The 24,010-nt window shown below is 28.6% G+C and carries 22 protein-coding genes; 16 read left to right on the plus strand and 6 right to left on the minus strand.

All coding sequences use genetic code 11. From position 1 onward, the window contains the following. Positions 1-15 precede the first annotated feature (15 nt). From DWZ53_RS04055 to DWZ53_RS04070, 4 genes are all read left to right on the plus strand, one after another. Positions 16-1,806 carry a transcription antiterminator gene (locus DWZ53_RS04055; protein ID WP_118432247.1) on the plus strand — a complete coding sequence of 597 codons (1,791 nt, stop codon included), beginning with the start codon at positions 16-18 and terminating at the stop codon, positions 1,804-1,806. Positions 1,807-1,815: 9 nt separating this feature from the next. Then, positions 1,816-2,841 (plus strand): Gfo/Idh/MocA family oxidoreductase, encoded by a 1,026-nt coding sequence (locus DWZ53_RS04060; RefSeq protein ID WP_118432249.1) that lies wholly within the window; start codon positions 1,816-1,818, stop codon positions 2,839-2,841. A 224-nt stretch (positions 2,842-3,065) separates the two neighbouring features. Further along, positions 3,066-3,881, plus strand: coding sequence for an aldo/keto reductase (locus DWZ53_RS04065; RefSeq protein WP_118432251.1), 816 nt, complete (start codon positions 3,066-3,068; stop codon positions 3,879-3,881). 9 nt (positions 3,882-3,890) lie between these two features. Beyond that, positions 3,891-5,045: an MFS transporter gene (locus DWZ53_RS04070; protein WP_118432253.1), complete on the plus strand. Its 1,155-nt coding sequence runs from the start codon at positions 3,891-3,893 to the stop codon at positions 5,043-5,045. Positions 5,046-5,084: 39 nt separating this feature from the next. On the opposite strand, the gene DWZ53_RS04075 is transcribed toward DWZ53_RS04070, so the two are convergent. From DWZ53_RS04075 to DWZ53_RS04085, 3 genes are all read right to left on the minus strand, one after another. Then, the gene (locus tag DWZ53_RS04075; RefSeq protein WP_118432254.1) at positions 5,085-5,969 is read right to left on the minus strand and encodes a MurR/RpiR family transcriptional regulator; all 885 of its coding nucleotides are present in this window, start codon (positions 5,967-5,969) and stop codon (positions 5,085-5,087) included. 215 nt (positions 5,970-6,184) lie between these two features. Continuing rightward, on the minus strand, positions 6,185-6,802 hold the full coding sequence (locus tag DWZ53_RS04080) for a YitT family protein (protein WP_118432256.1): 618 nt from the start codon (positions 6,800-6,802) through the stop codon (positions 6,185-6,187). Continuing rightward, positions 6,802-8,226, minus strand: a complete 1,425-nt coding sequence (locus tag DWZ53_RS04085; RefSeq protein ID WP_118432258.1) for a 6-phospho-beta-glucosidase — start codon at positions 8,224-8,226, stop codon at positions 6,802-6,804. Before DWZ53_RS04085 ends, DWZ53_RS04080 begins: the two co-directional genes overlap by 1 nt. A 184-nt stretch (positions 8,227-8,410) precedes the next feature. Between DWZ53_RS04085 and DWZ53_RS04090 the strand changes: the two genes are divergently transcribed. Together DWZ53_RS04090 and DWZ53_RS04095 are read left to right on the plus strand one after the other, a co-directional pair. Continuing rightward, on the plus strand, positions 8,411-9,301 hold the full coding sequence (locus DWZ53_RS04090) for a MurR/RpiR family transcriptional regulator (protein ID WP_118432260.1): 891 nt from the start codon (positions 8,411-8,413) through the stop codon (positions 9,299-9,301). A gap of 148 nt (positions 9,302-9,449) precedes the next feature. After that, a complete protein-coding gene (locus DWZ53_RS04095; protein WP_118432262.1) occupies positions 9,450-10,847 on the plus strand; it encodes an ROK family protein in 1,398 nt (465 codons plus the stop codon). Between the two features lie 83 nt (positions 10,848-10,930). Here DWZ53_RS04095 and DWZ53_RS04100 read toward each other — a convergent pair whose 3' ends face one another. Both DWZ53_RS04100 and DWZ53_RS04105 read right to left on the minus strand, forming a co-directional pair. Then, positions 10,931-12,286: an MATE family efflux transporter gene (locus DWZ53_RS04100; protein WP_118432264.1), complete on the minus strand. Its 1,356-nt coding sequence runs from the start codon at positions 12,284-12,286 to the stop codon at positions 10,931-10,933. A gap of 1 nt (position 12,287) precedes the next feature. Next, entirely contained in the window at positions 12,288-12,863 is a 576-nt protein-coding gene (locus DWZ53_RS04105; protein ID WP_118432266.1) for a histidine phosphatase family protein, read from the minus strand. 106 nt (positions 12,864-12,969) lie between these two features. Here DWZ53_RS04105 and DWZ53_RS04110 point away from each other — a divergent pair, with 106 nt between their 5' ends. Beyond that, the gene (locus DWZ53_RS04110; protein ID WP_118432268.1) at positions 12,970-13,818 is read left to right on the plus strand and encodes a LysR family transcriptional regulator; all 849 of its coding nucleotides are present in this window, start codon (positions 12,970-12,972) and stop codon (positions 13,816-13,818) included. A 6-nt stretch (positions 13,819-13,824) separates the two neighbouring features. Here the strand turns inward: DWZ53_RS04110 and DWZ53_RS04115 are convergent, their stop codons facing one another. Then, positions 13,825-15,462, minus strand: a complete 1,638-nt coding sequence (locus DWZ53_RS04115; RefSeq protein WP_118432270.1) for an aryl-sulfate sulfotransferase — start codon at positions 15,460-15,462, stop codon at positions 13,825-13,827. Between the two features lie 294 nt (positions 15,463-15,756). On the opposite strand from DWZ53_RS04115, the gene DWZ53_RS04120 reads away from it, so the two are divergent. The 9 genes from DWZ53_RS04120 (at position 15,757) to DWZ53_RS04160 (ending at position 23,971) form a co-directional block, all read left to right on the plus strand. Further along, complete coding sequence (locus DWZ53_RS04120; RefSeq protein WP_199589059.1) at positions 15,757-16,308, plus strand: flavodoxin family protein; 552 nt, start codon at positions 15,757-15,759, stop codon at positions 16,306-16,308. A gap of 78 nt (positions 16,309-16,386) precedes the next feature. Beyond that, the gene (locus DWZ53_RS04125) at positions 16,387-17,190 is read left to right on the plus strand and encodes a MarR family transcriptional regulator (RefSeq protein ID WP_118432274.1); all 804 of its coding nucleotides are present in this window, start codon (positions 16,387-16,389) and stop codon (positions 17,188-17,190) included. A gap of 131 nt (positions 17,191-17,321) precedes the next feature. Further along, the gene (locus DWZ53_RS04130; protein ID WP_118432276.1) at positions 17,322-17,687 is read left to right on the plus strand and encodes a YbaN family protein; all 366 of its coding nucleotides are present in this window, start codon (positions 17,322-17,324) and stop codon (positions 17,685-17,687) included. Next, complete coding sequence (locus tag DWZ53_RS04135; RefSeq protein ID WP_118432278.1) at positions 17,677-18,009, plus strand: nitrous oxide-stimulated promoter family protein; 333 nt, start codon at positions 17,677-17,679, stop codon at positions 18,007-18,009. The genes DWZ53_RS04130 and DWZ53_RS04135 overlap by 11 nt, the downstream gene beginning before the upstream one ends. Continuing rightward, a complete protein-coding gene (locus DWZ53_RS04140) occupies positions 17,999-19,693 on the plus strand; it encodes an ABC transporter ATP-binding protein/permease (protein ID WP_118432280.1) in 1,695 nt (564 codons plus the stop codon). The genes DWZ53_RS04135 and DWZ53_RS04140 overlap by 11 nt, the downstream gene beginning before the upstream one ends. After that, a complete protein-coding gene (locus tag DWZ53_RS04145) occupies positions 19,686-21,296 on the plus strand; it encodes an amino acid ABC transporter ATP-binding/permease protein (protein WP_118432282.1) in 1,611 nt (536 codons plus the stop codon). Before DWZ53_RS04140 ends, DWZ53_RS04145 begins: the two co-directional genes overlap by 8 nt. A gap of 48 nt (positions 21,297-21,344) precedes the next feature. Next, positions 21,345-21,878 carry a TIGR00730 family Rossman fold protein gene (locus tag DWZ53_RS04150; RefSeq protein WP_118432284.1) on the plus strand — a complete coding sequence of 178 codons (534 nt, stop codon included), beginning with the start codon at positions 21,345-21,347 and terminating at the stop codon, positions 21,876-21,878. A gap of 112 nt (positions 21,879-21,990) precedes the next feature. Next, a complete protein-coding gene (locus DWZ53_RS04155; protein ID WP_233541830.1) occupies positions 21,991-23,316 on the plus strand; it encodes an MATE family efflux transporter in 1,326 nt (441 codons plus the stop codon). A gap of 61 nt (positions 23,317-23,377) precedes the next feature. Continuing rightward, on the plus strand, positions 23,378-23,971 hold the full coding sequence (locus DWZ53_RS04160) for a metalloprotease family protein (RefSeq protein ID WP_118432286.1): 594 nt from the start codon (positions 23,378-23,380) through the stop codon (positions 23,969-23,971). Positions 23,972-24,010 lie beyond the last annotated feature (39 nt).

The raw sequence follows: 24,010 nt of genomic DNA on the forward strand, positions 1-24,010 counted from the left end.
TGAAAGGAGAAAAATATGTCAAAATTAAATCGTGAAATTCTAAAGATACTTGCAGAAAATAATGAACCTGTTTCAAGCGTAAAGTTAGCTGAATTGTTAGATGTTTCTCCTCGAACTATAAAAAGATACATTAAAAGTATTAATGATCAAGAAGATGTGGTTACATCTACAAAAAATGGTTATTTATTAAAAGCAAGTCCTGCGCAAAAAGAATTACTTGTATTTAATTCAAGCCAGGTTCACGATAACTTAAATCAAGATATATTTTATGAGCTTTTTATCCATGATCATCAAACAATAGATCAAATTAGTGAAAATACATATTACAATCGTAATACTGTAAGTAATGCTTTAAAAACAATCAGAAAAGTATTAAAGAATTATCATCTTGACTTAAAATCAGAAAATAAAAAAGGATTGATTATTCAGGGAAATGAAATTAATATTCGTCAATGTATGGTAGAAAATACCGATATCGATCATTATTTTTATCAGATATACGCTGATTTAGATCAATCATTTATACATCAATGCATTATTAAACAATTAAGAAAAAATAAAATCATCAAAAGAAGTATCGAAATTGACTTACTAGAAAAATATATCAAAGTATCAATCTTGAGAGAACCCATGCTTCCTATAGAAGTAGATTTAGACAATGTTTCTATACATATTAAGACTCTTTCAGCAATCGAACACATGATTGCTGAAATCAATCAACATATGCACTTAGAATTAAAAGAGAATTTAAAATATTATTTAGCTTCAGTCTTAGGGGGACAGGTTTTATCATATAGTGAATATCAGGATTTAGAGAAGATTGTAACAGAAGCGTTAGAACATATTGAAAACAAATATAATGAAGATTTGTTGTCTAATAAAAAATTAGTTAATAATTTATACCAACATATAAAAGATACTTGTCAAAAATTAAGAATTAATATTCATGTTGAAAATCCACTTAAATCGGTCATTAAATCTAAATATTATATGGCATATGAATATGCTACAATCCTTACTGAAAAAATACACCAAGCTTTACATTACAACTTCTCTGATGATGAGATAGCATATATTGCTTTACACTTTGAAGGAAATAATATTAATAAATCAAATATGATGAAAAGAAAAATTCTTATTATATGTGATAATGGAGTAGGAACATCTGTTTTACTAAAAGATAAGTTAGAAAGTCAAATACCTGAACTTGAAGTTGTTGATACACTACCTTACTATATGTTAGAAAATTATTCTCTTGAACATATTGATTTTATTATCTCCACACATGAATATGATGAAATACGTTTAAAAAAAGTTTTTGTAGTCAGCCCAATATTATCTGAAGGAGATATAGAACGTATACATCATTATATGAAAAACACAATAAATATCGCATATTTTAGTCATTTGTTTAATAGAGAACATTTTCAATATTTAAAATGTGAAAATAAAGAACAGGTATTAAATATTTTAACTAAAAGCTTATGTAAAGATAAACTTATAAACCAAGAAACAGCACAAGATATCATTCATCGAGAAGAACATTTTTCTACAGAAATAGGACATTTCACTGCTATTCCACATTGTGTCGTAGACAAACCTTCCTTTATATATTTTATTGTTTTAGAAAATCCTATTATTTGGAAAAATGAAAAAGTTCAAATTATTTTCTTTGGAGGAATTAATCCTAATGAACAAGACGGTAAAAAGATATTTAGTTATATTAACAAACAATTAAGCAATCCTGATACAGTAGATGCTTTACGAAAAGTAAAGACATTTGATGATTTAAAACAAATATTATAGGAGAGAAAAATGCTTACAATTGGTTATATTGGAAATGGGAAAAGTGCCAACAGATACCATATTCCTTATGTCTTAACAAGAAACAATATAAAGATTAAAACAATTTATGATCTTCATATATCTCATGATGTTTGGAAAAAAATAGACGGTGTAAACTATACAGAAAATATAGATGATTTACTTAATGATCCACAAATAGATTTAATTGTAATCTGTACAACACCTAAAACACATTATGAACTTACAAAAACAGTATTAAATGCTGGAAAAAATGTAATGGTTGAAAAACCATTTATGCCAACCTATGAACAAGCTAAAGAAATCTTTGATTTAGCTAAAAGTAAAAATTTATTTGTACAAACTTATCAAAACAGAAGATATGATAGTGACTTTTTAACAGTACAAAAAGTAATTGAAAGTGGCAAATTAGGAGAATTATTTGAAATTGTATTAACGTTTGACTATTGGCGACCTGAAGTGCCGCTTCATTCAACACGTGTTCCTTATTACGATACATTGTATTATGGGCATGTTGTACATACAATGGATCAAATAATTTCATATTTTGGTAAACCAGATAAAGTCAAATATGAACTAAGACATCTATGTGGTGAAGATAAAATGAATGATTATTATGATATTGATATGTATTATGGAAATTTAAAAATATCGTTAAAATCAAGTTATTTTATGAAACATAAAAGACCAAGTTTCTGTGTTTATGGTAAGCAAGGAACATTTATTAAGGAGACACCTGATCGACAAGAAGAACATCTTAAAGAATTTTACATGCCGCGTCATAAAGATTTTGGCGTAGATTTACCTGAACATTATGGTAAATTATATACTGTGGATGAAAATGGAAAAGATGTTATTGAAGTCATCACATCACAAGTAGGTGATTATGGTAGAGTATATGATCATGTTTATGATGTGTTAAAGAATGGTAAAGAAAAAGTGATTACTAATGAACAAACCTTACTTCTTATGAAATTATTAGAAGAAGGTTTAACAAAAGAAGAGGTTATATTATAGGATTGTGATACTAATTGAGTATCACAATCTTTTTAAATGCATGATCTTTTACAAATCCCATAATTGATATATTGATTTCTTATTTTATAGATTATGCATATTTTATTTACAAAAAATAACCAATATTCTTTGTGTTTTGTAAATTCAGTTTGAATTGAATTTACTAATATAGATAAATAAATCCATTCTTTATATGATAAGTCATGAAAGAAAGGAGTAATCAAATGAATCAAGATACAAAAGTATTATTGAATGATGGACATAGAATGCCGATTATTGCTTTAGGTGTTTGGCAAAGTCAGGAAGATACCAAAAAAGCAGTACTTGACGCTTTAAAGGCAGGATATCGACATATAGATACTGCCTTTGTGTATGATAATGAAAGAGCAGTAGGTGAAGCAATAAGGGAAAGTGGTATTCCAAGAAATGAAATATTTGTAACAACAAAATTATGGAATGATGACATTAGAAGTTATAAAATACGAGAGGCTTTAAAAACAAGTTTAGATAATCTAGGATTAGATTATGTTGATCTTTATTTAATTCATTGGCCGGCAGAGGGTTATGTGGAAGCTTATTTAGAAATGGAAAAGTTACAAAAAGAAGGATTAATAAGAAGTATAGGTGTTTCTAACTTTAGAAAATCACATCTTGAAAATCTGTTATCTCAAGTACATATTATTCCTAGTATTAATCAAATAGAAACAAACCCACAAATGGTAGATGAAGAAACTATTCAATTTTGTAAAGAAAATAAAATTGTTGTTGAAGCATGGTCACCACTTGGAAGTGGTGCTTGTTTGAGTATACCTGCTATTCAAATATTAGCCAATAAATATCATAAATCATTAGCACAAGTTATTTTAAGATGGTTATTACAAAAAGGAATTGTTGTATTACCAAAATCAATCCATGAAAATAGGATTATAGAAAATATGAATATATTTGATTTTGAATTAACTCATGAAGAAATGAATCTAATGAATCAACTTAATCAACATAAAAGAACGGGACCAGATCCGGATTGCTTTAATTTTTAGGGGACTTATATGAAAAAATATCAAGGAAGTTATTTAAGTTATTTTTTAATGTATATGTTCTATTATTTATCTATGGCTTTATTTTCTGGACTTATTTCAGTTTATCTAATGGATAAAGGCTATAAAGCAAGTGATGTCAGCCTTGTTGTATCAAGTTCTTTTATCTTATCAATGATAACACAACCTTTTATTGGTAATTTATGTGATCGCTTTGATAAGAAAATAGTAAATGGAATTTTATTATCAATTGCAGGCATATTTGGAGTTATCTTTATTTTTGTTAATCATATCTATATGATTGCCTTTGTTTATAGCCTGGTATTAGCTATTTTAAATGGGGTTAACTCTATTATTGAAAGAATGGCCACAGTATCCAGTCATAAGTATGGTCTTATTCGAATATGGGGAACAATAGGATATGCCAGTGGTTCACAATTAAGTGGACTTATTTATCGTTATATCTCACCTGAAGCAATGTATGTTTTTTTTGTTGTCGGAATGGTATTATGTGCAATTGGGATATTTGGTACTCAAGATGTTAAAGAAATAGAAGAAAAAGGTAAAGAAAAAACATCAATGAAAGATGTTTTTCTAAATAAAAAGTTAATCTTTTATATACTTATTACTTGTATTTTTTATGGTATGACTAATGTTAATAGTATTTATTTACCGGCAATGTATCAACATAATGGGTTAACAATATCTCAGGCTACAACGGTCATATTTGCAGGTAGTATGATGGAATTACCCGTTATCTTATTATCACGTTATTACATGAATAAAATTGGTAATAAACAATTATTAATTTTAACTTTTCTATTATTGATGATTCAATTTATGACCTATGCTTTTATACCTTATGTTATGATTCAAGTTATTGTGACATTCTTGACAAAGTCAGTAGCAACTATGGCTTTTATTATGATTAATATGAAAGTGATCGCTACAATCATTGATAGTCAACATCAAATAAGTGCTTTATCAATTGTTTCTACTTTTAAAAGTTTTAGTTCTATTATATTTCAAGCACTTGCTGGATATTTAATTGATTTATATTCATATCAATTCTTTTATATTTTTCTCTTTGGCTTTGCAGTAATAGGATTAGTTTTATGCATTATTTATAAAATACCTAGTGGTAATGAACATCGTTTATTTGATTAAAAAAGCTTTATTTCTAGATTGTTCTAGAGATAAAGCTTTTTAAAATTCATCTTCTTTTAAAATATCAACAGTAGAAAAACGTCCTGTTTCTATGGCTTTAGAAGTCTCAATTTTAATATCTAAATTTTTCTTATAATCTAAGGCAAATACACATGAATAAATAACATCTAATAAATAAGTAACTGCACTATCGGTAGAAAAAGTAGCAATTTTAGAATATAACTTTTCTCTTGTACAAATGCGTAATACACATTGTGACATGCGAGCAATTGTATTATAACCAATACTTGTAATAGCGATAATAGGAATATTTTTATGATTCAATGCTTGAGCTATATGTTCCAAAACATAAGTTTCACCAGAATAAGAAACAATCATTGCACAAGAATCAACACTTGCAAGTGTAGCATTAAAAATAATTTCATTTTGTAAACCATGAATATGAACAGGTTTTCTAATACGAGACATATTGTGTTTAAATTCTTGGGTAATGAGTAAATTATTACTTACAGCAAAAAGATGAATGCAAGATGCTTTTCGTATTATTTGAATCGCTTTTTGTAAATCGTCATGAGTAATTAATGATAAAGTATCATCAATTGATTCTTTTTTTAAAGTAGCAATCTTGCCAGCAATAGACATCATCGTGTCATTATCTTTAAAAGGAATATTAGCGTCAATATTTGAAAAATGACTTTGCAGATAACGAGCCTCTTTAAGATAAGCTTCTTTTAATTCGTTCCAACCTGAATAGTTAAGTTTTTTTGCAATTCTAATGAGCGTAGATGGAACAGTATAAGTTGCCTGAGCAATCTCTTTAGCAGTCATATTTTCAATAAGAACATTTTTTTCTAAAATATAATCAATAACAGCTTTCTCTGAATTAGAAAAGGCATGATTTTCCATTTTTTCTCTTAATAACATATTTCATCACCTAGAAATATTTTATCATAAGTATTTTTAAAATTATATTTTTATAGGTAATAAACTATATTTAAATTCTTATATAATTAAACTAATCATTCATCATTGTTTTTATTACTTAACAGTGTTACTAAAATAAAAAGTTAGGATATGTGCTTTCAAATATGAGATAAGTGCAACCAATTGAGGTATTAAAGGAATAAATAAATGTGATACTAATTGAGTATCACAATCTTTTTAAATGCATGATCTTTTACAAATCCCATGATTGGAGAAAAGATACATGCCGCTATAATAGTTCCTTCCCTAAGTGCAAAGCCACATTGAAAGATAAGAGATAGACATATACATGTTATAACAAGAATGATATCCAAAATCTGTCTAACTTTTTGAAAATCAATGTGAGATGTATTGGATAAAGCAAGGGAGAAACCTTCGCATGGGAAAACACATACATTTAAGGCAACAAGCATACCACAACCACTTGCTGAAATACATAAACCAATGATTTCCATGATAAGTGATTGATAATATTGAAGAGAAATACTACCTAGAATTTGATAAACAATTGTATTAACAATCATTCCAAATAATAAACTCATCATCAATTGTAAAATATATTTTATTTTCAATTGTTTAGAAATCATAATTTGAAAAAGAATCATACATGCATTAACAAAGAGAGTCAATGTACCTACTTTGATATGACTTATGTAATTAAATGTTACGGCTAAGGCTTCATATGGCGAAACGCCAATATTAGCTTTAAAACACAATGAATCACCAATAGAAACCATCATTAAAGTAAGTATAAAAAGAAGATATCTTTTCATTACAATTCTTCTCCATTAGAAGCAATGACTTGTTTATACCAATAGAACGAATCTTTTTTATATCTTTTTAATGTACCATGTCCTTCATTATCTTTATCTACATAAATGAAGCCATATCTTTTCTTCATTTCTCCGGTTGTAAAAGAGACAAGGTCAATACAGCCCCAAGGAGTATAACCAATTAAATCTACACCATCTTCTTCAACCGCTAATTTCATTTGTTGAATATGTGCCTTTAAATAACTAATACGATCTTGATCATGAACGGTCCCATTTTCAAGTTGGTCAATTGCTCCAAAACCATTTTCAACAATAAATAAAGGTATTTCATATCTTTCATAAATAGCATTTAAAATATAACGCAAACCTTCTGGATCAATTGTCCAACCCCATTTAGTCACATTTAAGAAAGGATTTTCAACGGTATGACTATGTGCTGCTTCAACTGTTTTGGATAAATCAATAATATGATCTTTATCAACAGTTGTTGACATATAATAACTAAATCCAAGATAATCCACTTTACCTTGTTTTAGAATATCCAAATCACCTTGTTCCATTTCGATAGTATATCCTTTTCTTTCAAACATTTTTAAAGCATAGGTAGGATAATGACCGCGACATTGAACATCACTAAAGAAATAACGATCATGCATGGCTTCTAAAGCAAGTTGATTATTTTGCGGATGACAATTATATGGATAAACAGGTTCCATCGCTAACATACATCCAATTTTAAAATCAGGGTTGATTTGATGTCCTAAAATAACAGCCTTGGCACTAGCGACAAACAAATGATGAACACTTTGATACATAGCAAGTTCAGGATTATCATATTGGCTATAGAGAACACCTGCATTGGTCCAACCAAAGATGTCATTATGATAATTCGCTTGATTATTGATTTCATTGAAAGTCATCCAATATTTAACTTTGTTTTTATATCTTTTAAAACATACTTCACAAAAATGGATGAAAAAATCAATCATTTTTCGATTATGCCAACCACCATATTCCTTAGCTAAATGAAAAGGCATTTCAAAATGACTTAAAGTAATAATAGGTTGAATACCATATTTTAATAATTCATCAAATAAATCATCGTAGAATTGTAATCCTTTTTCATTAGGTTCCTGTTCATTCCCGTTAGGGAAAATACGAGTCCAAGCAATAGAAGTTCTAAAACACTTAAATCCCATTTCAGCAAACAACTTAATATCTTCTTTATAACGATGATAGAAATCAATGGCTTCTAAATTTGGATAAAATTCTCCTTCAACTAAACCATCCGTAATTTTACGTGCTGTATCTCGACTTCCTGCTGTCATGACATCAGCTACACTTAATCCTTTACCATCACAAAAGCCACCTTCTAATTGATGAGCAGCAACAGCGCCACCCCATAAAAAATCTTTACTTAACATAGATATACCCTCCTTTTTTACATGTTCATCATAATTGGATATGATAAAAATGAATAGAGATAAAAAAACAATTAATAGTTATTTCCTGTAAAATAGATAATTTAATAGTAAAATTGGAAATTTTTTCCAAATATAGGTAAAATAAAGCTATAAATTTCCAATTATCTATAAAAAGGAGGAAAATATGTTACTCATTCAAAAACTAGAATACTATGATCATCTTACTGCCAATGAACAAACTGTTGCTCATTATTTATTAGATAACCAACATCGTATGCAGGATGTTTCTATTTCAGAAATATCAAAAAATACATATACTTCATTATCTACGACAGTTCGTTTATCTAAAAAATGCGGTTATCAAGGCTGGAAGGAACTTAAAAAAGCTTTAATTGAAGAAATGAATTATTTAAATAAACAAACAACACATGTTGACGCTAATTATCCTTTTAAACAAGGTGATTCAATTTTCACCATCGCTAAGAATCTATCATCATTATTATCAGAAAGTATTTTAGATACTTATCAGTTATTAGAACATGATAGTTTTCAAAAAGCTATATTATTGCTTAGATCCAGTCAAATCATCAATGTATATGGTATAACTCATCCAATTAGTGTTGCTTATGATTTTAAACTAAAAATGCGAACAATAGGTAAAACTGTAAATATCATTCAAGATGAAGATGCTTATTACTATTATTCTTATTATACAAATAAAGATACATGTTCTTTATTTGTTTCTTATTCAGGTGAAACTTTAGAATTATTATCACCATTAAAGAGAATAAAAGAAAAGGGATATCCCGTGGTGACTCTAACCAGTATTGGTGATAATACTTTTTCTAAACTGGCAGATGCCTGGTTACCCATTACGACTAAAGAGAAACTATCTAATAAAATTGCTACATTTTCATCTAATATTGCTATTCATTATTTATTAGATTTAATTTTTGCTTGTATTTTTGAAGCTAATTATGATGAACATATTAAAACAAAAAAAGAAATATCTAAACAATTAGATTATGAACGTTTCTCTAATGTATCATTATTAAATGATGAAATAGAGTCATAATTAGATATAAAAGATAAATTTTTTTCAAATTTAAATTAAAGATTGAAAAAATAAAGAAAAATTTGTTTCTATAATAGTAATTTACATTATTATTATAGATTTTTTTATTATAATAATGATGTAAACAAAAGGCATGGGAGGTATAACGATGGATGAATTTTTAAATGATATTTATATTAATGTATATAAAAAATGGATTTTAAGTCATAATCAGGATGATTGTAAGTTATATCTTGTAGATGATGGTGAAATTAAGATGGAAACAAAATATGGAATAGGACAAATATGTTTTCATCCTTTAAGTATCATAGAATTTTCAGTAAAAAATATTATTACTGAAGAAATAGAATTTTACCTACATTTTCAATTTAAAAACATGCGCCATGCAGTATATTTATTTAATGAAATGTTAGATAGCACTAAACATTTAACGAATCATCATAAATTAAAAGTATTATTATCATGTTCGGGAGGACTCACAACCAGCTATTTTGCTCAAAAAATGAATGAGGCAGTAGAACTATTAGGCATTGACATCCATGTAGATGCTATAGGATATAATAATCTATATAAAGTAGGACATGATTATGACATGATTTTATTAGCGCCGCAAATTTCTTATATGTGTGCTAAAGTAAGTGAAATTTTACAGAATCAAATTGTCGTTAAGATTCCTTCCAGAATATTTGCTAAATATGATGTAAAAGCCATGTTAGCACTTATTGAAGAAAAAAGAAATGAAAAGAAAAAAATCTTACCTACAACTCAATCCCCAGTTAAACTTAATAATATTGAACCTACAGGAAAGAAAATTTTATGTTTAGGTTTTGTAAGAAATTCTCATCGTATTCATATTGCATATCGTCTTTATGGAGAAAATAATCAAATTTTAGCTGATAATGAAATTATTAAAAAAACGTTGTATATTCAAGATTATTATGATGTGATCGATAGTATTTTAGCTCAATATACTAATGTACAAGTTATTGGTATTGCTATGCCAGGTATAATTCATGAAGATCGTATTACCTCTATGATGATTGATGGGTTAGATGATTTATATTTTGAATACTTTACTAAAAGATATGCACAACATTTTTACTTTGAAAATGATGTGAATGCTGTTGCTTTAGGATATCATGCTTCCCAAAATCAATATCATTCACTTTCACTTATATTTCAACCAATTATCTCATATGCTGGCGTGGGTAATATTGTCCATGACCGTTTATTAACAGGAAAACATCATGTATCAGGAGAAGTTCAATTTTTACCTTTAAATTTAACCAAAAATGCTTTAGAACTTCATCAAACACCTGAAGGAGCAATTGAATCAATGGCTAAAACGATTGTTTCTATCATTAGTTTACTTGATCCTCAAGAAATTGTGATGTGTTGTTTCCTTATAACGGATGTACAAGATCTTTATAATGAAGTAAAAAAATACCTACCTGAAGAATACATTCCACCTATTATAAAGATTGATTATCTACAAGAGTATATGTTAGCGGGAACATTATTATCATGTTATCAAAAAGTCATGTAATAATGTAAAAAGGAAATTGAGAAAACTCAATTTCCTTTTTTAGTCGATCATAATTCTATTTTCTTTGATAAGGGTTGCCCGTTTTAGTTTCTTATATAAGCATTATGATAGAATGAATAAACTAACTGAATGGTCATGACACACCAAATAACCGGTTCACAGAAAATAACTGCCATATATTGAAAACGAGGAATAAAGATAAAAACAAAGATAATCTTTCCTACAAATTCAATAATACTTGAAACTAATGGTAATAGTTTTTGACCAATTCCTTGTAAAGCATATCTTGTTTGCATTAAAATACCTAATATTGCATAGAATGGCGCCACAATAGTTAAATATAATGTTCCATTATGTAAAACAACTTCTTGGCTTGAACCAGAAATCATCTTAACAAGAGATGAACCAAATAATAAGATTAAAACAGTAACAATAGCCGCACCTACAATATCATAAATATAAGCATATCTTAAAGCTTTTTTTATTCTATCTTTTTGGTTTGCTCCTTTATTTTGGGAAACAAAAGTAGAAATAGCTAGAGCCATAGCTGTAAAAGGCATATTAAAGAACATGTATAACTTTCTAGCAGCAGTATGACCAGCAATAATAAGATAACCTAAATTATTAATTCCATATTGTAAAATAACAGAACCAGCTGAAACAATACAACTCATAAATCCCATTGAAAATCCTTGACCTAATAATTCTTTATATAATTCTTGATCATATTTAAAATGTTCTTTTTTAGGTAAAAGTAAAGGTGTCTTTTTAAACATATAAATAATACATAAAATAACTGAAACACCTTGGGAAATAACCGTAGCAACAGCAGCTCCTTGTATTCCCATATGTAATTGTGTAATAAATAATAAATCTAAAACAATATTTAAAACAGAAGAGACAATGAGAAATACCAGTGGCATAACACTATTACCAATCGCTCTCATTAAACCAGCACATAGATTATATGCAAACATAACAATAATAAATAACACAATAAAGAAAATATAACTGTATGCTTCATTAATAATTTTAGCCGGTGTATTTAATAAATGAAGTAAAGGGTTTAAAAAGATTAAACCAATAATAGTAAGTGAAATCGAAACGACAATCCCAATAACTAAAGAACTCGCTACTGATTTTTTAAGCAAGTTTTCATCTTTAGAACCGTAACTTCTTGCAGTAACAATGGCTAAACCATTGCCTATACCTAAGGCAAAACCAACTAATAAATCATAGATTGAAGTACAAGATCCAATAGCGGCTAAAGAGGCATCCCCTAAGAAGTTACCGACAATCATGGTATCGACAGTATTATATAATTGTTGAAAAATATTTGAAATGAATAGAGGTAAAGCAAAGATAATTAATGATTTAAAAATAGGACCATTAATTAAATCTACATTACTATTTAATGATTTTCTTTTAATCGTATTCATATTATTCAGTAATATTACGGTTAAATAATTCTACTAATGTAAAAATACCGTCTTCATATTCATATTTTTGGATACAACAATTATAAAATCTTTCTGTCTTTTTCACTTTAGCATGTTCTTCCCATGCACGATAGAATTGAGCACAAGCTGCACCATGTGATACTGCTAATACAACTTCATGATCATCTTTATTCATAATATCAGTAAGTGTCTTAGACATTCTTTCACGTAATTCCATTTCCCCTTCACCACCAAATTGTTTAAAGAAATCACCATAAGGTAGTTTAGGATTTAAACATTCGTCTTTTCCTTCAAAAGCACCAAAATTCCATTCTTTTAAACCTTTTACTCTAGTATAAGGCATACTTGTAACAAGTTCTAAAGTATCACAAGCTCTTTCAGAAGTAGAAGCATAAGCATGATCGAAGACAATATGATTGTTTGTAAAATATTCACTTGCTTTCTTTGCTTGTTTGATACCTAAAGGTGTAAGTGGAGCATCACACCATCCTTGGATTTTATGTTGTAAATTAAATAATGTTTGACCGTGTCTCATCAAATAAAGTGTTTTTTTCATTATAAGTACCTCCCTTTTTCATTCTTATTTTAAGGAATAAAAATAAAAAAGTACAATATAAATAATGAAAACTGCTATAATAAAATTGCATAGTGGAGGGAACAGGATGATAGAACTTGAACAACTTAGACATCTTATTGCATTTTATGAATGCAAGACATTAGTAGGAGCGGCTAAACAATTACATATTTCACAACCGGTACTTACAAGATCCATGCAACGTTTAGAAGAAGAATTAGAAGTTTCTTTATTTATCCGCTCTAAAAATAAATTAACTTTAAATGAAACAGGTTTAATGGCTGTTGATCTAGCCAAAAGAATTGTCAGTGACGCTGATGATATGAAAAAACAAATTAAAGACTTTGATCGTAAACAACATACTTTTGCGATGGGGTCTTGTGCACCAGCTCCTATTCTGGAAATGAATAAAAGAGTATCGCAAATATATAGTCAAAAAACATTTTCTAGTGAAATGAAAGATATGGATGTTTTAATTCGTGGACTAAAAGATAAAACTTATTCTATTATTATTATGCCTATTCCAAGTGATGATGATATGATGGGTTCAGTTCCTTTTATGGAAGAAGAAATTTTCTTTTCTTTACCGTTAGATCATCCTTTTGCGGGTAGAAAATCTTTATCCATGAAAGAAATGGATGGACAAAGAATGCTACTCATGTCTAATATTGGCTTTTGGCACGATATTCATAAAAGAAAAATGCCACATACCAAGTTTCTTGTTCAAAAAGACCGGAGTGAATTTTTTGATTTAATGGAATTATCATCATTACCTTCATTTACTTCGACTTATACTTTATCTCATGAAAAAGTACCTGAAAATAGAAAAATCATTCCAATCAGTGATAAGGAAGCAAAAGCAACCTTTTATTGTTGGTATTTAAAAGAAAACAAAAAGAACTTAGTCTTGCTTTTAGATAAACTAAAAGCAATCTAAGTTCTTTTATTGAAACCAGTATCCTAAATAATCATACTTAAAGACACGATATACAAATTTACCACCGGTTGTTGTATATTTTTGTAGAAGAGTACCATCTTGACTATACTCACTCCATGACATCGCCATACCACTATCAATGATGATATGTCCATTTAATTCTTGAACACTGCTGACATATCCTGAATAATCAACAGGGATACTTTGTACTAATTCTACAGTACGATTATTTTCATCAATCAGATATTTATAATAATAAGATGTCCCTTTTTTTAGATTATAGTAAGCAAGAGAATAATGAGGATCATTTTTCCAATCATAATTGGCTCTGGTTGTACTAACAGCAAGATTATTGTTATATAAATAAAGATAATATTGTCCTTCATTTAATGAATTATCTTTAACATAGGTCACACAGTGTTGACCTGCTTGTAAAGAAAAGTCGCTGATTTGATCTAATAATAGATTGTCATATCCACTTTCTTTCCAAAATTGATCAGATCCAATCATATAATCAATCGTTGGAGAACTATAAATCTGATTAATTTTAATAATGGTTGAAGTTTCACGAGAACTAATAATTAAATTAGAATGATCAACTAAAGCTAAAGAATTAATATGCATCCAATCTAAATCATCTGCACCATCTGGTAAAGATGTTGTTTTATAGTAATCAGGTAATAAATCAATTAAATCTACAAGTTCAGTGACGGTACCTGTACCGTTTTCAATCATAATAATCTTATCTTCACTGGTTTTAGCGTTCTTTTTACTTGCTAGAACAATGAGATTATGCTGATCATCAAAGATATAATCATGATGTAATTTATATTCACCAGTATTATAAAATTGACTAACATATCCTGTTTGTCCAATCCCAACAATTTGTGAACTTGATATTGAAAAATACATTACATTTTGATCAAAGAGAATACGATGACTACGATAAGAAATAATAGGAATTTCACTACGAATGACACCATCATTATCATAAAGACGCATATAGGCTTGATCTTCGCTATCTTCAGTAACATCGTTACCTAAAACAGTATAAAGACCATTTGTTAGTGAAGCTGATTCTTGATGAGTCTTATCTACAGTTAAATACTGATTTCCTCCTTGTAACTCAGGAGCACGATAAGACCATGATAAAGTATTCACTATTTTTCCTGCTTGATTGGTAAGAGTTAAGGTAATCGTATTTGTTTTACCAGGAATAGAACCAATTAATAAATATTCATGTTTGGTGGTATAACCAGTTAAGGTATTGTTATTTAATGTACGTGAGAAATCTTGATACCCATCACAGTGGATAGTATAACTGGCTTGTAATAATTCATCTGTTTCAAAGTATGCATAGATGCCTGTTGTATTTGTACCATACGGATTTTCAATTAACAAAGGTTGATCAAAAGTATATTGATGATGATTGATAATTTTATTAATCTGAGTATTGATTTGACTTTGATATGTCTCACTATAAATCGTAATGGGATAATCACTGGTATGATGAAGTTTAACATAGCTGATAGCATTTTCATCATCACTATATGCTTCAGTTTCTAATGGTTCATAGAAAGTAAAACATAAAAGTATAAAAGTCATGGATAAAAGAAGAATGAGTATTTTTTTAATATGTTTCACATGTTTTCACCTCAAGGCAATTATGTCTTTAAATTATGTGAAAAATATCATGATATTATCTTGAAAAATCAAATAAATTAATAAAAATAAGATAAAATTGATGACTTGAATTTTAGTGAGACGTTGTGATTTTGTCGAAAAGAGGATATAAAATAGCTCTGCATTGATATAGTAATATATCATGTACGATTTGTAATCCAGTGGATAATAATTTGTTTTACTTATGAAAATGATTAGTAATCAAAATTGTAAGCTAAATAGTGACTTTCTATAATATAAATAGGAGGAATGAAAATGGCAAAAGTATTAGCGTTAATGTCAAGTGCAAGAAAGAAAGGAAATACAGACCGTTTAGTAGATCAGATGCTCAAAGGGGCAAGTGAAATGGGGCATGAATGTCAAAAAGTGTGTGTAAGTGATTTAAATATTCATCCCTGTATTGGTTGTCGTAGTTGTAATCATAATGGAAATTGTGTATTTAAAGATGATATGGTGAGTTTATACCAACAATTATTAGAAGCAGATGTTATTGTGTTAGCTTCACCAGTATATTTTTATACTTGGAATAGTCAAATGAAAAGTGTCTTAGATCGTACCTTTGCGATTGAAAATATATTAAAGAATAAAGATTTCTATTTAATCACAACCGGATTAGCTCTGGAAGAAAAATATTTTGATATAATGATTGAATGCTTTAAAAAATATGTACAGTGCTTTAGAGCAGGTGGCAATCAAATTGTTGACTATGTATTAGGTATGAAAACAGGTAATAAAAATGATATTGAAAAGAGTGAAGCAATGAATCAAGCTTATCTTATGGGTAAGAATATAAAGGATAGATGGTAAGTCTATCTTTTTTATTTCCTCGGTAATATAATTGACACAATAGTTAGTGTGTGCTAACCTTTTGTGTAGGTGAGTAACATGACAGAAGAAAAAATAAGATGTTTATTATTAATATATAAAAATAAGAATTTAACAGTAACTTCTTTGGCACGTAAAATTAATATGTCTAAAGCAACAATTAGCCGAATTCTTCATTTTTTTTATCAAGAAAATCTCATTGTTGAAAAGGGAAAATGTATTTTAAATAAAAATGGAAGTGAACTAGCTAAACAATATAATCAACAAATAGAAAGATTAGCTTATTGGATTAAAGAAACTAGTCATCTACAAGATGAGGATGCAAAGCTTGAGGCTATTAAATTAGTGATTTCTCTTAATCCTGAGACGATTCAAAAAATATGCAGTCGTATTCATATGGATGAAATCTTTAATAAACTTGATCATTTAGTAGAATTTTCAGGGCAGTATTTAGAAAGCAATTTAGAAGATGGACATTATGATTTTTCTTTTTCTATATTTAAAGATCAAGATCATAATCAGTTTTCAATGGCTCATCAAGCATTCAAACATCCGGCTTTTTTACTTATTAAGGAGGGAAGAGGATATCTTGTCTTTGAACCCATAGAGATAAAAAAACCACTCCTTAAAGAAAAAATTGTGATCACTTCTAAATTAAAACAAATGCAATATTTAATAGATCGACAATATTATGATTGTCTAGAAAATGATCATCAAATCTTTATCCCTATCACGCATTTAAATTTCTTCTATACTAAAGAAGAAAGACTGATACAAACATCCTTTACTATTAAAGTTCAAGCACAGGTATCTAAGTATCATATGCCAGAGAGTGTTGCTTCTTTAAAAATACTGTTTCATTGATGAAACAGTATTTTTTTATGTTTATCTAGATGGATAAGAGACTTTGTTTCATCAATGAAACAAAGATTAGGATTGAAAATGAGGTAAAAGTAAAGATAATAGTTAGTGTAAACTAACTAAAGGAGAAATAAATGAAAATTATTTATATATGTTTAGGAATATTATCCCTTGTTTTAGGTATGTTAGGGATTATATTACCTATTTTACCAACGACACCATTTTTATTATTAAGTGCCTTTTTATTTTCTAAAAGTTCTAGTCGTTTACATGAATGGCTGATACAAACAACGCTTTATAAAAAGTATATTCATGAACTTGTTGTATCAAAACAAATAACAAGAGAAAAAAGAAATCGTTCTTTAATGAGCGTGTCTTTTATTTTTATGATTTCTATGATAATAACGCCAATATGGATAGGTAAATTGTGTTTATTGTTGGTGATGTGTATTCATCATTATATTATGCTAACAAAAGTGAGGGTCATTGATGAAGAGTAACGAAAAAAAAGAGCATGAAAAGAAAATTATCAAAGAAATGATTAAGATTTATTGTGCTAAAAATCATCATCAAAAAGATTTATGTGATGAATGTTTAGACTTATATACCTATGCTACAAAAAGAATAGACTGTTGTCCTTTTACGGAAACGAAGAGTTTTTGTAGTGCTTGTAAAGTTCATTGTTATCAAAAGGAATATCGTCATCAAGTGAGACAAGTGATGCGTTTTTCAGGAAAATATATGTTATTTTATCATCCTGTCATGACCATCAAACATGGTCTTGTTTCATTAAAAGAAAGAAGGAATCAACATGTTCAATAAAAGATTGTTAAAGTATTTTTCTAAAGAATTAAAATATGTTTATTTGATTGTACTAGCACAATGGCTTATTTTATTAGTACATACTGCTTTAAGTTATTATCATGTTGAAGTCTTACAAAAACTTTATCATCATCAAAATATAGAAATAATCAGTTATATGCTTATTGTTTTAGGATTGATTGTCTTACGTTTATTTTTACAAAGAGTACAAGATGATACAGCTTTTAAAGTAAGCACGTTGACTAAAAGTAAATTAAGAGAAGATGTTTTTAAAAAAGTATATCAACTTTCCTCTCCCTGTTTTAATCAAGCTACATTAACTCAATTATTATCGGAAGGCATTGAACAATTAGATATTTATTGTTCTAAATATTTACCACAGTTTTATTATGCCCTGTTAGCACCATTGACTTTATTTATTTTTATTGTGCCTATTTCTTTTAAAGTAGCGATTACCTTATTAATATGTGTTCCCTTGATTCCTTTATCTATTATTGTGGTACAAAAGATTGCTAAAAAATTATTAGCGAAATATTGGAATAGTTATACTGGTTTAGCGTCTTCTTTCCTTGAAAATCTTCAAGGTTTAACAACACTCAAACTCTATCAAAGTGATAAGATCTACCAAGATAAGATGGACTTGGATGCTGAAGATTTTAGAAAGAAAACAATGAAAGTGTTAATCATGCAACTTAATTCCATTAGTATTATGGATATTGTAGCTTATGGTGGTTTTGGTATCGGGGTCATTTTATCGGTTATTGATTATCAAAATCATATTTTGTCTTTAGGACAAACATTATTGATGATTATGGTCTCTATTGAGTTCTTTTTACCACTAAGATTATTAGGTTCTTATTTTCATATTGCGTCTAATGGCAATGAAGCAGCAAACAAAATCTTTAAATTATTAGATCAAGAAGAAAAAGAAACGGGTAGTCAAATGATGACTTCATTTGAATCTATACAATTTGATCATGTTGATTTTGCTTATGAAGATATTGCAGTCATTAAAGATTTATCTTTTTCAATTAAAAAAGGAGATTTTGTAGCGATTGTAGGAAAATCAGGATCAGGTAAAAGTACATTAACATCCCTTATGTTTAATGATTATCAAATACAAAAGGGAAAAATTTTATATAATCAGATACCTATTCATCAATATTCTAAAAAGACTCTTTATCAGCATCTTACCTTACTTCAAGATGATACATATATATTTAAAGGAACACTTCAAGAACATCTTGCCTTATCGGGAAATGATTGTACAAAAGACTATCTAAAAGTATTAAAACTCGTTAAATTAGACCAACTAGGAGGCTTAGACTTTATGGTTGAAGAAGGGGGTCGTAATTTATCGGGTGGTCAAAAACAACGTTTAGCACTAGCGAGAGTTTTATTACATGATAGTGATTTATATATCTTTGATGAAGCGACAAGTAATATAGATAGTGAAAGTGAAAAGATTATTATGAACGCTATTTGTGAACTAGCTAAAACGAAAACTGTGATGATGATTACTCATCGTATGTATTTTAGTCAAAAAGCACGTCACATTATCGTATTAAAAGATGGTCATATTCAAGAACAGGGAACTTACCAACAACTTATGCAAAAAGAGGGTTACTATAAAGAACTGTATCAATCACAAGAGAATTTAGAAAGGATATTACATCATGAATAAAAAACCATTACTTATTAAATTATTAACGCTAGTAAAGCCCTTTTTTATCATCATGATACTAGCTATCATTTTAGGTGTGATGGGTCATTTCATGGCATGGGGAATAACTGTTATTGCTATAGCTGGAATGGGACATCTTATAAAAATAAAAACGGTGATGTTTTGTATTATCTTATTTGCATTGTTAAGAGGAGTTTGTCGTTATATTGAACAAGCATGTAATCATTATATTGCTTTTAAAGTATTGGCTCATATTCGTCATTTAATGTTTGAAAAATTACGAAGTCTAGCCGTGGCTAAACTGGATGGTAAAGAAAGAGGAAACTTGATAGCGACACTGACAAGTGATACAGAAACCCTTGAAGTCTTTTTTGCTCATACGATTTCCCCGGTGATGATAGCCTTCATTTATTCTATAATTGTTTTATGTTTTATAGCTCATTATTCTTTACAGATCATGTTTCTTACAGGATTAGCTTATTTATTAATGGGCATAGGTATTCCTATGATGATTTATCATTTATCTGTTAATCAAGGTGATGAATATCGACAAAATCAAGGGACCTTTCAAAGCTTTATTTTAGAAAGTATTCTTTGTAAAAAAGACTTTATTCAATTTGGTAAACAAACACAACGTTTAAATCAAATGTTAGAAAAACAAACACAATTAGAAATGAATCATAAAGAACTCATCAAAAAACAAACCTATCAACAACAACTTACACAATCATTAATTATGATTGTCATGTTAGTTGCTGTCATATTAGGTACCGTTTTAGTTCAACAGGGATATGATTATTTTGATATTGTGATGGGTATTTTAGCGTTATCGTGTTCGTTTGGTCCAACTGTGGCTTTAGCCAATCTAGCCAATAACTTAAACCAATTGATACCTTGTGCCAAAAGAATTATGACCATTTTAGAAGAACAACCACTTGTTGATGATATAACAAATCAAGATAATCAGCTTAATTTACCTATTGAATGTCAAGATGTCTCTTTTCATTATCCAAATCATTCTAAAATGATATTAGAAAACTTTAACGGACGATTTGAATTGGGAAAAACTTATGGTATATTTGGTCCTTCAGGGTGTGGGAAATCAACATTATTAAAACTATTGATGCGTATTTATGAAGCATCAGGTCAAATTACTTTTAATCAAGTTTCTATTCATCAAATTAATAGCGAAGTATTAAAAGAAAACATAAGTTATGTTGATCAAGAAACATTTATGTTCCATGATACCCTCTATCATAATATTACTTTATTTAATCAATCTTATACGCTTGATGATGTTATCCTTGCTTGTAAACAAGCATGTATTCATGATTACATCATGACTCTACCTCAAGGATATCAAACAGTCTTTGATGATAACCTTTCTAGTGGTCAAAAACAAAGAATTGCTTTAGCGAGAACTTTTATAAGAAAGAGTTCTATTATTCTATTAGATGAACCTACAAGTCATGTAGATAGTCTAAATGAAGCCTTAATCTTAAAAAGTTTAGCACAGATAAAAAAAGACAAATTATTGATTTTAGTTACTCATCGACCTTCAACTTTATCAATATGTGATGAAGTCATTGAAATGAAGTCATAAATTGTAAGATTTATGATAGAATAATATAAAGAAGTTGGAGGTGTGAATATGAATATAACTGTTTATCTTGGTGCAAGTGAAGGAAATGATCCGATATTAAAAGAGACTGTCTGTCAGTTAGGTAAATGGATTGGACAAAATGGGCATACTCTTATTTATGGTGGTTCTAAAACTGGTTTGATGGGAGATCTTGCAACAAGTGTATTGGAAAATGGAGGTAAGGCTAAAGGCGTAGAAACTCAATTTTTTGTTGATCAAGATGTTCAATATGAGGGTCTTACCAAATTATATGTTGTTAAAACAATGGCTGAAAGAAAAACGAAAATGATTGAACTGGGTGATGCTTTTATTGCTTTTCCTGGAGGAACGGGAACATTAGAAGAAATTAGTGAAATCATGTCTAAAAAATCTTTAAAGCAGTTAGATGCGCCTTGCATTTTCTATAATTTAAATGGTTATTATGATCATTTAAAAGCCTTTCTTCATCATATGATTGAAAAAGGTCTTTCTACTAAAGAAAAACAAGAAGGTATCTATTTTTTAGATAATCTAGAAGAGATTAAAGAAATCATACTTAAATAATAAAGACCCTAAGGGTCTTTTATTATGTCTAAAATGCATTATAAGTTATACTTAATAAGTATTTGTAATTGATAGAAGAATCTATAGAATAATAGGTAAGGAGGGTGAGAGCGTGTTTAGTAATAAAGATTTAAGAAATATGATTGTTCCTCTATTTATGGAACAGTTTTTAGTCATGTTAGTAGGAATTATTGATACTTTTGTAGTCAGTTATGTAGGTGAAGCCGCAGTATCAGGAGTATCTTTAGTGAATAGTTTTAATACTATTTTTATTTATCTATTTACGGCTTTGGCATCAGGCGGGGCAGTCGTTATTAGTCAGTATTTAGGAAGTAAAGATCAAAATAATACAGTCAAATCATCGAGTCAGTTACTCATGTTTTCTACACTATTTTCAATTGTATTAGGCATTTTGGTTTTAATATTCAGTCAATCATTATTATCCTTTTTATTTGGAAAAGTAGAAACATCAGTGATGGATGCTTGTATGACATATCTTAAAATATCAGCTTACTCTTATCCAGCATTAGCGATTTACAATGCAGGAGCAGCAATGTATCGTAGTATGACAAAAACAAGTACAACGATGTATTTATCTATTGTTTCTAATATTATTAATGTTATTGGAAATATGATTGGGGTTTTCGTGCTTCATGCTGGGGTTGCTGGGGTTGCTTATCCTTCACTTATTGCACGTGCTTTTTCAGCTATTGTCATTACTATCTTATTGTTTAATAAAAAATATGAAGCTCATTATGTTAAAGAATGGTTATTTAAGTTTGATTTTTCTTTATTAAAAAAGATGTTAAATATTGCGATTCCTAATGGTATTGAAAATGGTATTTTCCAACTCGTTAAAGTAGCCTTAAGTAGTGTTGTAGCGATGTTTGGTACATATCAAATTGCTGCAAATGGTGTAGCTCAAAGTATTTGGTCATTGGCTGCTTTAGTTGGTTCGGCTATGGGGCCAGTATTTATTACGGTCGTCGGTCAATGTATGGGGGCAAGTGATATTGATCAAGCTGATTATTATTTTAAGAAGTTAATGAAAATCACTTTAGTTTTATCTATCGCATGGAATGCTTTTATTCTTGCCATTACACCAGTATTTATGAATTTCTATGTTTTATCTGACAAAACAAAAGAATTGATTATTATTTTAGTTGCTATTCATAATATCTTTAATACTGTTGCTTTCCCATTCTCTGGACCATTGAGTAATGGATTAAGAGCTACTGGAGATGTAAAGTATACAATGATTGTTTCTATTGCTTCTACTGTTGGTGGAAGACTGGTATTCTCACTTATTTTTGCAATTTATTTTAATATGGGAGTCATTGGTATTGCTCTTGCTATGTGTTTAGATTGGTCTATTCGAGGTATCATCTTCTTCTTACGTTATAAGAGTCATAAATGGACTCAATTTAAAGTTATTTAATCAACCTGTTAATAGGTTGATTTTTTTGATATGATGGAATGAGTAGGAAAGGAGTAAATTTATGCAATTTCATCATATTCGCTGTTACAATCAAGATCCACAATCTTTACCAGGAAAACATCAAAATGGCGCTGTGCCTTTAGACGAAATTCACAGTAGTGATTTTAAATCATTGTCGAAGCGTTTGTTCAAAGTAGAAATCATGTTTTTTGTGCTACTCTACATACCTTATTATATTTATACATGGGATGATATGATTGATTCAAATATTTACCAAATAGTTTTATTTGTTTTATTAACGATGCTTTCTATGATTATCAAATATTTATCATGTATTCTTTTTTATCATGATGATATTTATATTTGTACTAATCTAAAAAAGTTATCTTTGCTTATTTATTCAACTGATACAATGAGTAAAACAAGGTTTATTTTAATGAATAGTTTACCAGTTATGCTTTTGGGATTGATTCCCTATATTCTAGGATATGTCTATCCAACACATATGTTGCTTGCTTTTGTAGGAATATTTAATATCTCTACAAGCATAGTTGATATTTGTCGTGTGTATCAAGCAATAACCAAAGTTCCTAAAGGAGCTAAAGTATATTGTTATCAGTTGAATTACTATTGGTATAAAAATAGTTTTTATTAAAAAGAATTGCTTAATTTAGATAATTAACGTATAATACGT

The sequence above is a fragment of the Coprobacillus sp. AF33-1AC genome, assembly GCF_003475785.1.
GTDB lineage: Bacteria > Bacillota_I > Bacilli_A > Erysipelotrichales > Coprobacillaceae > Faecalibacillus.